This is a genomic window from Pedobacter roseus (assembly GCF_014395225.1).
Taxonomy (GTDB): domain Bacteria; phylum Bacteroidota; class Bacteroidia; order Sphingobacteriales; family Sphingobacteriaceae; genus Pedobacter; species Pedobacter roseus.
In genome coordinates, this window is sequence record NZ_CP060723.1 from 2,758,827 (window position 1) to 2,771,802 (window position 12,976).

Genomic DNA, 12,976 nt, shown 5'->3' on the forward strand with positions numbered 1-12,976 from the left:
GCGAGTTCACTATTAAATCCCTTTAAAAACATTAATTCCGGCTGTTTTCCATTGAATGTAGCCTAAATTACCGCAAATCTGCGTAACAAAACCTTCTACTTCTTCCGGAACATCGTTCACCACCCGCCACCTCATTTTATATTTTGGATTGTAGCTCAAATAAACTACTACGTCATCACTCCGTTGCCCAATTGCATGCAGGTGCTGTAAATGAATATCCTGCAGATCTGCCGCAGCAATGCGCAATCGCTCATTCATAATCTTCCCTAATGAAGGATCTGGAATAAAATCTGTTTGGAATATGGGTAAAACGGTAACGGTCATAGAAAATATATTAGCAAACAAACTTGTCAAAAAGCCTTTTGTTTAAAATAATCAGTTTAATATGTTTAGTTTACGCTATTGATATCACTTAACATATCGGTGTCTCTTAAACAAATTTATACTAAAAATATTAGTAATAAAAATTATTATTATATTTTTTTTAGTAAAATGTAAAATTGGATAAAAGCATGACATCAGATACTAAAGGTTGATAACTCTATTAATGTGCATAACTCCTTTAAACATCTGATAACGAGACAGGTTATTCTATCATAAACAGTAGAGCTTATGAAAAAGTGCATCTATGTAGTGGAAGATAACCCGAACATTAGGGAAATTATCGAATTCTTATTAATTGAAGAACTTTACGAAGTGAGAACCTGTCCCAATACAAACGATTTCTGGCTTCAAATGGGAAAAAGCTTACCAGATATGGTAATTTTAGACATTATGCTACCTGATGGAAATGGTTTAGATATCTGTAATAGCTTAAAACGGAACATTAAAACACACAACATCCCGGTGATGATGATGTCGGCCAATAACCATTTAAATGCAGTTAAGGCAAAGTGTGATGCAGAAGATTTTATCAACAAACCTTTTGATTTAAACGATTTTGCAAGCAGGGTTGAGAAATATTTAGCAGCTTAGTTTAGTCCAATGTCATTAGTCCATAGTCCTAAGTCGATTTATACAATCAACGAATTTACCAATGAACTAATGACTATTGAACTAATGACCATTAAACAATGACTTAAAATACTATACTTTCGATCGCTTTATCCAATGCCACCTCTTTAAGATCTGGTATACTTAAGCCTTCTGCCCTGTAGGCCGTAATATCGGTCATCCCCATAAAACCAAGAACCGATCTTAAATAAGATTCAGTAAAATCGTAAGCTTTCATTGGTCCTTCTGAATATATACCACCCGAAGAGATGGCTAGATACAGTTTTTTGTTTTTCACCAAACCTTCCGGACCATTTTCAGAATAACTGAATGTTTGACCTGCACGAGCAATGTGATCAATCCATGATTTTAAAGTAGAAGGAATACCAAAATTATACAATGGCACTCCGATTACCAGTACATCGGCATCCTTAAGTTGAGCAATGGCCTCATCAGAATGTTTTATAGCTTCAACGAACTCCGGTGTATGGTTTTCTTTGGGTGTAAAGAAAGAATTAATGTGAACCTCTTCCAGATGTGGAAATGGAGATTCGGCTAAATTACGGGTAACTAAAGTGCTGTCAGGATTTGCAGCCTGTAATTTTTCTACTATGGCATTTCCCAATTTAACACTGAAAGATGCTCCGCCCCTTGGGCTTGATATAAGATGTAATATTTTCATTTTTTTTGCCTTTTTATGCCCGACAAAATTATGGATACGAAGTATCAAAAAGCTATTACTATACCAAAGGATAGCGCTATCCTTTAGCATAGCAGCTATTCTTTTCCAATAAAAAGGGAGTTTAAATGATCTATTGAAAAGTCGTCATTCCCAATCAAGCCGATAGCTATCGGCTTGATTGGGAATCTTAATACATTAAGGTGTGATTATTTGCATTAAGATTTCTGCATGCGCGAGAATGACGATATCGCATTAACAATTACACTATTTAACTAACTCGATCACCGCTACAAATCCGCCATCTTTTACCATATTGATATCAATTGTTTCGCCTGCTTTAACCGGCTTTACTATACGTTTAAAGTCCATAGCCTGAAAATCGGCATTGATCCCATCTTTGATTAGCGTAATCTGGTAGTTTGTATTTGGCTTTAAGAAACTGGTTTCAATTTTTAGGTCATGCTTTTGATCATTGCCCATTGCGCCAATAAACCATTTCTCGCCTTTGCGTTTGGCAGTAACGATATATTCGCCCACGCTTGCCTCCAAAATTTTGGTTTCATCCCAGGTTACCGGAACACTGGTAATAAAAGAAGTGGTTTCCGGTTCGCGTAAATAATTAAAAGGATTATCGGCTAGCATTTGCAAACCACTTTCGAAAACAATATACATGGCCAATTGGTGTGCCCTGGTGCCAATGCTCATGGTATTTACCCAGCTCGGTTTGTAATCCTGTTTATGTGCCGAACGCATGGCTCCGGGAGTATAATCCATCGGACCAACAGCATTACGCAGAAAAGGCAGAAATAAGTTATTGTTGGGTGTAGCCAGGCCACCTCCAATGTTTTGCTCCATTCCAATAACCCCTTCATAAGAAAGCACGTTTGGATAGGCCACCTCTAAACCAGCAGGTTTAAATGCGCCATGAAAATCTACTAAAATATGGTGTTTGGCCGCTTCTTTGGCTACTCGGGTATAATAGTTTACCATCCACTGGTCGCTTCTATCCATAAAATCGATTTTTACCCCTGCAATGCCCCACTTTTCAAGCGTTTCGAAAATATTGAAGTTATTTTCTACTGCCAGCCAGGTAAACCAAAGTACGATTTTTACATTTTTCTGTTTACCATAAGCAATCAGTTCCTGCAGGTTGATGGTGGGGTTTGGTTCAAAAGGATTAAGCGTTGTTTTCGCCCAACCTTCGTCCATGATGATGTAAGGAATCCCGAATTTGGATGCGAAATCGATGTAATATTTATAGGTATCCTGGTTGTAACCCGATTTAAAATCGACCCCATAAACATAAGCGTTGTGCCACCACTCCCAGGTTACCTGACCAGGTTTAATCCATTTGGTATCCTGCAACTGGTTGGGCGTACTTAATTTATACACCATCTGGTTAGCCGCCAATTGGGTGTCCTTATCGGTAATAACCAAAAATCGCCATGGGAAGGATCTTTTCCCGGTTGTTTTGGCAATATAATTGGCTTCTTTTAAAATTTTCTTGCTTCTATCACCATCTTCACCAAAAGACAAAGGCAATTTCGGAAAAACAGCATCGACACTTTTATCACTTACTGCTTTTACAAACAAACAGGGATAATCATAAAGATCAGCTTCTGATAATAGCGCTTTATACTTACCCGTACTGAATAAAATTGGCAGTACACTCATTTTATCCTTATTTACCTTTCCCAGTTCATCCTGACGATATAGAATTTCGTAAGAAGTTTTAAAACTACCCGTTTCCAGATATGCGGCTTTAACGTTATCGTTAAAGTTGAGTTTCACATCTTCACTGTTTACTGTGATCGAATCTTTTTTATTGGTAATGAAACGATAAGCAATTCCATCGTTATAAGCCCTGAATTCGACACTGAAATCGCCTTTAAAATCGAGTTTTAACAGGTTATAATGGTTTACCACTGTACTATTTTTAAGTGGAATTACCGGGTTAGAAGTAGTATTTACAGTAGAAAGTGTCTTTTTGATGAGTTTTGCATTGAAACCGAGTTTAGCCTGATCGAGATTTAATTGCAAATATGAATCGGCCAAAAAGGGTTCGCCATTAAAAGTAATGGCATAAGCGATCCTATCTTTAATATTTACAGATATTTTAATGCGCTTATCGGGCGATAAGAGTTCAATAGGTGCGCTAAATAGTTTTATTGTAAAAAACAGCAATAAAATAGATAGAGATAAGTGTTTTCTCATATTTCATCAGGTATTTGTATTTTAAACAGGTTAGATAAATCGTTTTAGTTAAATAAAGTTAACCACAGTTTTCGATTTCGCAAGGGCTTTTTAAAGGATTATCGAAAATTTCATAAGTAATTGATCAAAAAGTACCATATAAACAAAGGGCCAGCTTAATAAATTAAACCAGCCCTTCTATTTTATTGAGTGTTATTGAAAAATTATTTTCCGGTTAAAGCATTAGCCTGTTTCAGGTGTTTTTTCAGTTCCGGCAAATATTTATTAGCGTATGCTTTTATGACATTGTCGGTAGATTGGGAAGCTTTTTCGAACAATGCAATTGCGTTTTGATGATCAGCAACCGTCATTTCTATATAGGCTTGATCAAAAGCAGTTCCGTTTAAGCCCTTAAGTTTTTCTGTTGTATTGGTTACATCGGCTTCGCCGTACCCTGTTTTTTTCGATTGCCCTGTATTGCCTGCTTCGCCTGCTGCATTTTTAGTGCGTGAAGTATCCCTCAGGTTTTCGGGAGATGAATCCACCCTCCCATCAGGCCGTTGTCCTCCTTCAGGCAAACTCATTGGCAGATCAACTTTTTTAAGTTTCGCCAGCGTCCTGAGTTCTTCACTGGCTTTGGTATGAGAAACAACCATCATCTGACCAAATGATTTGATTTTTTTATCTGTGGCTTTATCGAAGGCCAGTTTCCCGGTTAATAACGCTTTCGTCCCTAAAACAGAAGCCTGCTGCAAAAAACCTGCTGTTGTTAAACTATCTTGTTGATTGATGGTAATGTGATGCGGTAAATTGGCCTGAGCAGGATCACTAAACGAGATAACTGAAATGACAATTCCAACTGCCGCTGTTTTAATGGTATAAAGATGATTTTTCATGGCTAAATGGTTCTGGTGTATAGTATTACAACCTTTACAGCAATCAAAAAGTTTGAAAAATAACCCATCTTGCTCAGGAAGCCAACAGCGGCAAATATTTAAATATATATTTTGTTTAAACTTAATCGGATTTGAACCTGTTCTATTAATAAAGAACATACCATGGAAAATCTAGAAAATAATCAACCAGAAGAAGAAATTCAAAACATCGAACAGTTTCAGATCAACCGATCGCAGGGAAATGCTGCTGAAGGGCATACCACGCCTGAACCTGATGATAATGAATATACCGAAGATGAGGTCCCATTTGCCGATGGTGAAGGCACACAATTAAATGAAGAAATTGAAGGCCCGGAAGATGAAGAGGATGATGAAGACCAGGAAGAAACCGGGGATTACAATGAATCAGATATTGAGGAACTGGATAAAGACCCCAATGCTTATGATGAAGACGATAGTAAAATGTTATAATTCAGAAACGCACATATAAATGAGTATTGCCAGATTGATCATCATTCTGGCATTTTTTTTATTTAAATAGTGATGATCCGCAATATTTACAGAACAGGGCGTCGCTATCATGTCCTTCCCTGCTACAGCTCGGGCACGATTCCGGCATTTCTTTTTTCTGCCGGGAAGCAACGGCGATATCGTGGGTAATAATTCCGGTAGGTACCGCTATAATGGCATAACCAATCAACATGACCACAGAAGCCACAAATTTGCCAAGCGGTGTAATGGGCGAAATATCACCATAACCTACTGTAGTGATGGTTACAATGGCCCAATAAATGCTTTCCGGAATATTGGAAAACCCATTTTCACGCTTTTCTACCAGATACATAATCGAGCCCAGAATCACGGTAATAGTTAAAACGGTAAGCAGGAATATACTGATCTTGCGTACACTGTTTTTTAAGGCCTGGGTTAAAAAATTGATTTCGGTTAAAAAGTGACCAAGTTTAAAGATCCTGAAGACACGGAGCAACCTTAAGGCCCTGAAAACAAGCAACGACTGTGCGCCGATAAAAAATATACTTAAATATGAGGGCAGTAATGCAATGAGATCAATAATGCCTAACGGACTTAATACATACCTGATCGGTTTGCGGATACTGACCAACCTTAAAATATACTCGATGGTGAAGAGTGCTGCAAAAATCCATTCGGTGATGTTGAACAGTTTCCCATATTTTAAGTGGATGCTTACCACACTATCGAGCATTACGACAATAATACTGGAAAAAATGGCGATCAATAAACCAACATCAAAGGCTTTGCCCGCTGGGGTATTCGATTCGTAAATTACCTCGTGCAGTTTAAAACGCCAATCTTTTGGTTGATCTGATGCCATAGTATGATATTTAGGCTAAAGGTAAGCATTAACCATTTACCACTTCCCCACCGTTTACGTGAATCACTTGTCCGGTAATAAAAGAAGCATCATCAGAAGCCAGGAAAACATAGGCTGGTCCTAATTCTGAAGGTTGCCCTGCCCTCTCCATCGCCGTTTCAGATCCGAATGATTTTATTTTTTCCTGATCAAACGTGGATACAATAAGTGGTGTCCATACCGGCCCGGGTGCAACGGCATTAACACGGATACCTGTTTTGGCCAGGTTTGTAGCCAGTGACCGTGTAAAAGAAGTAATTGCGCCTTTAGTTGAAGAATAATCGATCAGGTTTGGCGAAGAACGGTAAGCGGTTACGGAGGTGGTGTTAATAATCGAATCGCCTGTGTGAAAATGCTCCAATACCTCATTTGCAAAATAAAAATAACCGAATATGTTGGTACGGAAAGTATCTTCCAATTGTTTGTCGTCAATTTTCTTCGGATCTTTTTGCGGTACCTGCATACCGGCATTATTCACCAGAATATTGATCTTGCCAAATTTTTTAACCGTCGATTCTACCGCTTTTTTGCAAAAAGCAGGCTTTTTAACATCACCTTTAATCAATAAACACTTTTTACCTTCAGCTTCAACCATTTTTTGCGTTTCCTTTGCATCGATATCTTCATCCAGGTAAACAATGGCCACATCGGCACCTTCCCGGGCAAAATGCACCGCCACCGAACGACCGATCCCACTGTCGCCGCCTGTAATTAGTGCCACTTTTTCGTTAAGCTTTCCGGCTCCTTTATAATCAGCTTTGATCACTTCGGGCTTAGGATCCATCCTGGCTTCAATACCCGGTTGTTTATTTTGTTTAGCCGGCGTTTTTTGAGTGTTCATTGCTTTAGCTTTATCAGGTTAAAATTTTGTTATCGTTCTTTAAACAAAGATTTCAACGGCAAAGTTTTCCTGTACTCAAATCCACTGCAGAATTTTTAAACCAATTTAACTTAATATTTTGCTCATATCCCAACATTTTTGAAGCCCATAGCTCAGTAAATTAGCACTTTATCCTAACCAAAAACAATCACAAATGAGAAAACCGATTTTATCAGTTTTGCTGGCCTTAAGCTTAACCTTGCCTGGCTTTGCCCAAAAACGACTGGGCAACGAAACCGCAGCTCAAAAAACTAAAAGAATGGAATGGTGGACAGATGCCCGTTTCGGGATGTTCATCCACTGGGGACTTTATGCCTTACCTGCCCGCCACGAATGGGTGAGAAATGCCGAGCGGATTACCAACGAGAATTATCAGAAATATTTCGATCAGTTTAACCCGGATTTATTTGATCCAAAAAAATGGGCGAAAGAAGCTAAAGCGGCAGGGATGAAATACGCGGTATTAACGACCAAACACCATGAAGGTTTTACTTTATTTGATAGTAAGTATACTGATTATAAAGCCACGAATACACAGGCTAAAAGAGACCTGGTAAAAGAATTTTTAGATGCTTTCCGCGCAGAAGGCATTAAAGTTGGCTTTTATTATTCGCTAATTGATTGGCACCATCCTGATTTTCCTGTCGACAAATATCACCCATTAAGACCGCAACCAGAAACTGATGAAGCTTATGCAGCGCTGAATAAAAACAGGGATATGGCCAAATACCGTAAATACCTGTATAATCAGGTTACAGAGTTGCTCACCAAATACGGAAAAATTGACATTCTTTGGGCCGATTTCTCCTATCCTGGCAAATATGGCAAAGGCCGCAACGATTGGGGATCGGTAGAGTTGCTTAAACAGATTAGAAAATTGCAACCGGGTATTATTGTAGATAACCGCTTAGACCTGAACGATTACGAAGATGGTACCGATTTTGAAACCCCTGAACAGGTTGGTCCGAAAGAACTGGAAAAATACCGTGGAAAAGTTTGGGAAACCTGCCAAACCTTCTCCGGATCATGGGGATACCACCGCGATGAAAATACCTGGAAAACAAACAGAAAATTACTGGATTTACTGATCACTTCGGTAGCCAATGGGGGCAACTTATTGCTTAATGTTGGCCCTACTGCCCGCGGTGAGTTTGATAACCGTGCCAATACTGCTTTAGATAGTTTAGGGCTTTGGATGCATGCCAATTCGAAATCGATTTACCACTGTACTTTTGCCCCTGCCGAATTTAAGGCACCTGAAGGCATTAAGCTTACTTATAATAAAGACATAAAAAAACTATATGTGCACCTGTTTGAATACCCAAATACCGGCTCCATTACTTTAGAAGGTTATAAAGACAAAACGAAATATGCCCAGTTTTTACACGATAATTCGGAGGTACAAATCGACAATGAAAAATCAACGGGTAATACGCTGGTATTAAAACTACCAAAGAAAAAGCCTGATTTTGAAATCCCTGTAATCGAATTAACGTTAAATTAATCTACCTATATTAATCAGCGAAAGCCTGCAAGTTAAATCCTGCAGGCTTTTTTTGTTAATGGAGCTTTATAGTCTTCAACGAAAGATGAACAAAACATATCGTGGTTTTTATTGTCTTCAAGTAAAGAATATCATGAAAGTAAAAAGTACATTTATCTACACTCTTGAAACAGGCGAAAATGCTTTAATCTTATTAACCGATAATAAAATAGAACAGGATAAACTTTATCAGCATTTAGCCGTTGACGCTTACCAGTTTAAAAAGGAAATTGTAGAAGAAGAGCCGCGTATCGAACTGATCTCTGCGGGTTATAAAAATGAAAATAATGAAATCATCTGGAACCGGGAATATATACCTGTACCCAAATGGTATGACCAGAATTAAATTCTGACTAAACATATTGACAGCGATAAATGTTAAGTTCCTTATGAAGTTTATTGTACTGCCACTTTTCTTTTTTCTGTGTTATTTCAAGTCATACGCTCAATATACCGATAGTACCAATTACCATGTACTGCTTACTTCGACCGGATCGATTAACCGCACCAATGAAGACCGTGCCTATTTATTAAACAATGCGCTTAATTTTGGCATGAAAAAGAAAAGTTTTGTTTTAAATTCAACTACCGCATGGCTTTATGGCAAACAGAACAGTGATTTAACCAACAACGACTTTTCGACCACCTTAAACTTTAACCTGTACAAAACCTTACCGCATTTTTATTACTGGGGTTTAGTGAATTACAATACGAGTTATTCTTTAAAATTAAAAAACCAGGTGCTTGCAGGCGGAGGCATCGCCTATAGCGTGTTGGACAAACCCAATGCCTATATCAACCTGAGCGACGGGGTATTATTTGATCAAAGTAGCTTAATTGTAGGCGATAGTTACCACACTTATCGGAATTCGTTAAGGTTACAGTACCATTTCGCCATTAAAGAATTAATTACGATTGACGGAAATCATTTTTTGCAAAACTCTTTCGATAGAAAAGGCGATCACATCATCCGCTCTACCACCACACTTGGATTAAAACTTCGCAAATGGATAAGCCTCACCACGGCACTGAATTATAATAAATTGAACATTACAAGAAGCGAAAACCTGAACCTTACTTATGGGTTAACGCTTGATAAGTATTTTTAGTTAAGTCGGTAGTCCCGAGCTATAGTCGATTATCTAGATTAGTCACTCTGAGCGGTGTCGAAGGGCAGTAGTAGTCCCGCGTTTGTTACCAGTTAACCAATTTAAACAATTAACCGATTAACAAATAAATTAACCTGGCCCAACTGTTCCTAACCATTGTTGAAAATTTTATAAGAATAAAACCCACTGAAATAGAACACTTAGCAATTTTTATTGATACAACTTGCAAAAAGAAGTTCGAAGATATGCCTTCAAATGATAATTTTGTGTTATGGCAAATACTAACGTTAGAAAATCAATCCAGAATAAGATCGAATCATTAGGTAAGGAAATCGAAACCTTACAGGCAGAATTAAAAAGATGGGAAAAAATTGCGGCCGATTATGAAACCAATTCGGAAAGCATTGATTTGATTTTATCGATACAATTACCCGAAAAACCTGAACCAAAAGCTAAAAAGGTAAAATTGTAAAGCATTTAAACAAATAAAACCCGGACGAAGATCCGGGTTTTATTTGTTTAAAGATTAAAAACCTTAAAAAGAAATCAATAAGAAAAGTCGTTATTCCCGCGCAGGCGGGAATCTTAAAGCCTTTTGCATTACGATCCCCAATCAACTCGATAGCTATCGGGTTAGGAATAATAATTCTTATGGGATAAATTTCTCCCGAATGACGATTTCATTTAAGTGAGAAGTTTTATTCCAGTACCTCTTCCACCTTTTTTACCGGAATTTTAGCCCCCGGCTTAAAATTACCTTTGTTATTGCCACCTTCAGTTAAAATGGGCGCTTTCTTAGCCAGTTTTTTCTTGAATTTCCTGCCATACCAGATCAAAAAACCAGTTATCGGCAAACTTGCACCAATTAAGGAAGCTAAAAAAGCCATCACCTTACCTGGAAAGCCTAAAATGCTACCTACATGGATATCGTAATTCATTTTTCGCAATTTCCCTCCAAACCCTGCCTCTTCATAAGGTATTGAGTAAACACCTTCGCGTTTAAATTCTTTTAAGGTATGTTGATCGAAAGTATAACCGATATTATTGTAAAACTGACCTGTATTGGGGTAAACCGTAATATTGATCGTGGCTTTTGCCTTTGAGGTATCAGGAAAATTATAGTAAAAGCCCTGCGATTTCGGGTGACGGGTAATTACTTTCTGCCAGGCCAGGTCCATTGCTTTCTGTGGGGTATAAAATTTACCTAATGCTAAAGAATCAGATTCCAAACGCTGGAAATCGCCCAGTTTTTCTCCGCCAGAAGTTACCCAATATAAACCCTCGCTGTACCATTTAATGCCATAAACCATTCCGGTTAACGCTATAAAAAGCAAAAAGATTAAGGAATAAAATCCAAGCACATTATGTAAATCGAGGTTTACCCTTTTAAATGAGGCGCCCCATTTAATTTTAAAACTTTTATCACGGGTTGATTTGTTCCATTTTTTAGGATACCACCAGATCAATCCGGTAATCAATAAAACCACAAATACCATGGTTCCATAGTTTACAATTGGTCTGCCAACGGCGTAAGGCAGCCATAAAAAACGGTGACCATTAAGAATAAACCTGAAAAAATCTACCTCGCCCTTTTTATGTACCACTTTACTGATCACTTCGCCAGTGTAAGGGTTTATTTTTAAACTTGTTCCGCCACCTCTTCTGCCTTCGTCTTTTTTACCCCTCAGATTTAAACTGATCGCTCTTCCCTGCTGATACTGCGCATAAGAGGGAATCTTTTCGGGATAAAGTTTAAAAGCAATGGCGCTCAGTTGCGATGGCGTGATAACAGGTTTATCCTGCTTTTCAACTTTGGTTTCAGGCTCCAATAAACCTGTAATTTCTTCGTTAAAAACCCAGATACAGCCCGTTATACAAACAATAAGAACAATGACGCCCGAAATTAGGCCAAGCCAGAGGTGAAGCCATTTATTGATTCTGTTAAATAACGAATCTTTATTTTTTTTCTTTGCCGGAATAGTTTTGTTTAGCGTTGCCATTGTTCTGTTTTGTTGAGGGTGAAAGTTTTAAGTTTAATATTGAAGGGCGTTGATTGCAGTGATGGTACCACCTTCAACCTTTAAGCCTTTTTTAGCAGCTGCAATTTCTGCATCGAATACATACACATAACTTCCTTCACTGGCAGTAGTGATCCCTATGTATCCCGTTTTGCCATCTTTTGGTGCATAATTATTAATGGTGGTTGTTCTGGTAATATCAGCAGGAATGCCGGTTACCCATTTAAAGCTTTTGCTGAAAACATCAACCACAGCAAATTTTCTTGCCGTTCCTGCTAATGAATTGGGCTGTGGATACATTTGAAGGATAAATACGCCCTTACCTAAATAAGTCTGCCCCGCGATATGATGGCCGCCAGAAACCTCTTGTACATTAAAGAAATAGTTTTTATCAAATTCAGTAGTCCCTTTGTTGATGCGGATAACGGCCGATGGATTTTTAGAAGTCGGAACACCTGCGTTGGTTGCCGCTGCAAATGAGAAAGCATAAGCATCTCCATTATCAATTTCGACCAGTCCGTTAACAAAATAAGCGCCGATATAACTCGTGCGGTTATCGCGGATAATTTTTTCCAGTTTCAAATCAGGATAACTATAAACTGCTACCCAGGAGCTATCTGGATATGAAGTACCAAATACATCCGGCGCAGCCCCTTTAATACTCATATAAGGCGCAAAAAGTTTCTCTCCAACCTGCGTTGCCCAGGTAAAGTGAGCCCTTTCTCCATTCCCAGCAAGCTTTACAATATTTACCTGCTGTTCACTAAAAATCTGGTATTTGCGGGCATCGATCCTGAACATAGTCGCAAATTCATTTCCCGAACGGGGAACTTTGATGGTAAATACATCATCTTTTACAGGTGCAAACAGATGCACGGTTTCACTTTGGAAGTTGGTCAACTTGCTAAGTTTTCCTGTTCCATCTAAACGGTATGAGGTTACAGCGCCCGGGTTTCCCTGTCCATACAACAAACTAAAAAAACGGTTTTTGTGGGTGAGGTAATAACGGTACGATCCATCTTGTTCTATTCCATTACCTTGTGTTGTAATCATACCCGACTCTAACGAGTTTGCCGTTAAAAGGTAATCGGCAATACCCGATGTACCTATTGGTGTAGCAGAAATTACAAATTTGGTTGCACCGGTAAGTTCGGTGTCTACATCTATCACTTCTGATGAATCCAGCTCTTTATCGCAGCCAGAAAATAGAATGATGAATGATAAGCTTAAAAAAGGTAGTATATGTCTGATTTTCATGTTATAATATTT

14 protein-coding genes are annotated in these 12,976 nt (G+C 38.4%); 6 read left to right on the plus strand and 8 right to left on the minus strand.

The genetic code is table 11. From position 1 onward, the window contains the following. Positions 1 to 12 precede the first annotated feature (12 nt). On the minus strand, positions 13 to 324 hold the full coding sequence (locus tag H9L23_RS11515) for a hypothetical protein (protein ID WP_187595087.1): 312 nt from the start codon (positions 322 to 324) through the stop codon (positions 13 to 15). Positions 325 to 612: 288 nt separating this feature from the next. On the opposite strand from H9L23_RS11515, the gene H9L23_RS11520 reads away from it, so the two are divergent. Beyond that, positions 613 to 975 (plus strand): response regulator transcription factor, encoded by a 363-nt coding sequence (locus H9L23_RS11520; protein WP_187595088.1) that lies wholly within the window; start codon positions 613 to 615, stop codon positions 973 to 975. 103 nt (positions 976 to 1,078) lie between these two features. Here the strand turns inward: H9L23_RS11520 and H9L23_RS11525 are convergent, their stop codons facing one another. From H9L23_RS11525 to H9L23_RS11535, 3 genes are all read right to left on the minus strand, one after another. Continuing rightward, positions 1,079 to 1,675: an FMN-dependent NADH-azoreductase gene (locus tag H9L23_RS11525; RefSeq protein WP_187595089.1), complete on the minus strand. Its 597-nt coding sequence runs from the start codon at positions 1,673 to 1,675 to the stop codon at positions 1,079 to 1,081. 264 nt (positions 1,676 to 1,939) lie between these two features. Further along, positions 1,940 to 3,889 carry a glycoside hydrolase family 97 protein gene (locus H9L23_RS11530; protein WP_187595090.1) on the minus strand — a complete coding sequence of 650 codons (1,950 nt, stop codon included), beginning with the start codon at positions 3,887 to 3,889 and terminating at the stop codon, positions 1,940 to 1,942. 203 nt (positions 3,890 to 4,092) lie between these two features. Beyond that, positions 4,093 to 4,764 carry a DUF4142 domain-containing protein gene (locus tag H9L23_RS11535; protein WP_187595091.1) on the minus strand — a complete coding sequence of 224 codons (672 nt, stop codon included), beginning with the start codon at positions 4,762 to 4,764 and terminating at the stop codon, positions 4,093 to 4,095. A 162-nt stretch (positions 4,765 to 4,926) separates the two neighbouring features. On the opposite strand from H9L23_RS11535, the gene H9L23_RS11540 reads away from it, so the two are divergent. Next, entirely contained in the window at positions 4,927 to 5,235 is a 309-nt protein-coding gene (locus H9L23_RS11540) for a hypothetical protein (RefSeq protein WP_187595092.1), read from the plus strand. Between the two features lie 58 nt (positions 5,236 to 5,293). On the opposite strand, the gene H9L23_RS11545 is transcribed toward H9L23_RS11540, so the two are convergent. Together H9L23_RS11545 and H9L23_RS11550 are read right to left on the minus strand one after the other, a co-directional pair. Further along, complete coding sequence (locus H9L23_RS11545; protein WP_187595093.1) at positions 5,294 to 6,118, minus strand: ion transporter; 825 nt, start codon at positions 6,116 to 6,118, stop codon at positions 5,294 to 5,296. Between the two features lie 28 nt (positions 6,119 to 6,146). Then, entirely contained in the window at positions 6,147 to 6,998 is an 852-nt protein-coding gene (locus H9L23_RS11550; RefSeq protein WP_187595094.1) for an SDR family oxidoreductase, read from the minus strand. A gap of 193 nt (positions 6,999 to 7,191) precedes the next feature. Between H9L23_RS11550 and H9L23_RS11555 the strand changes: the two genes are divergently transcribed. From H9L23_RS11555 to H9L23_RS11570, 4 genes are all read left to right on the plus strand, one after another. Then, the gene (locus H9L23_RS11555; RefSeq protein ID WP_187595095.1) at positions 7,192 to 8,541 is read left to right on the plus strand and encodes an alpha-L-fucosidase; all 1,350 of its coding nucleotides are present in this window, start codon (positions 7,192 to 7,194) and stop codon (positions 8,539 to 8,541) included. A 133-nt stretch (positions 8,542 to 8,674) separates the two neighbouring features. Beyond that, the gene (locus tag H9L23_RS11560; protein WP_187595096.1) at positions 8,675 to 8,926 is read left to right on the plus strand and encodes a hypothetical protein; all 252 of its coding nucleotides are present in this window, start codon (positions 8,675 to 8,677) and stop codon (positions 8,924 to 8,926) included. Positions 8,927 to 8,969: 43 nt separating this feature from the next. After that, positions 8,970 to 9,689, plus strand: coding sequence for a DUF481 domain-containing protein (locus H9L23_RS11565; RefSeq protein WP_187595097.1), 720 nt, complete (start codon positions 8,970 to 8,972; stop codon positions 9,687 to 9,689). Between the two features lie 271 nt (positions 9,690 to 9,960). After that, positions 9,961 to 10,161 carry a hypothetical protein gene (locus H9L23_RS11570; protein ID WP_055910391.1) on the plus strand — a complete coding sequence of 67 codons (201 nt, stop codon included), beginning with the start codon at positions 9,961 to 9,963 and terminating at the stop codon, positions 10,159 to 10,161. A gap of 226 nt (positions 10,162 to 10,387) precedes the next feature. On the opposite strand, the gene H9L23_RS11575 is transcribed toward H9L23_RS11570, so the two are convergent. Both H9L23_RS11575 and H9L23_RS11580 read right to left on the minus strand, forming a co-directional pair. Further along, entirely contained in the window at positions 10,388 to 11,689 is a 1,302-nt protein-coding gene (locus tag H9L23_RS11575; RefSeq protein WP_187595098.1) for a PepSY-associated TM helix domain-containing protein, read from the minus strand. 33 nt (positions 11,690 to 11,722) lie between these two features. Then, the gene (locus H9L23_RS11580; protein ID WP_187595099.1) at positions 11,723 to 12,964 is read right to left on the minus strand and encodes a DUF4374 domain-containing protein; all 1,242 of its coding nucleotides are present in this window, start codon (positions 12,962 to 12,964) and stop codon (positions 11,723 to 11,725) included. Between the last annotated feature and the right edge of the window lie 12 nt (positions 12,965 to 12,976).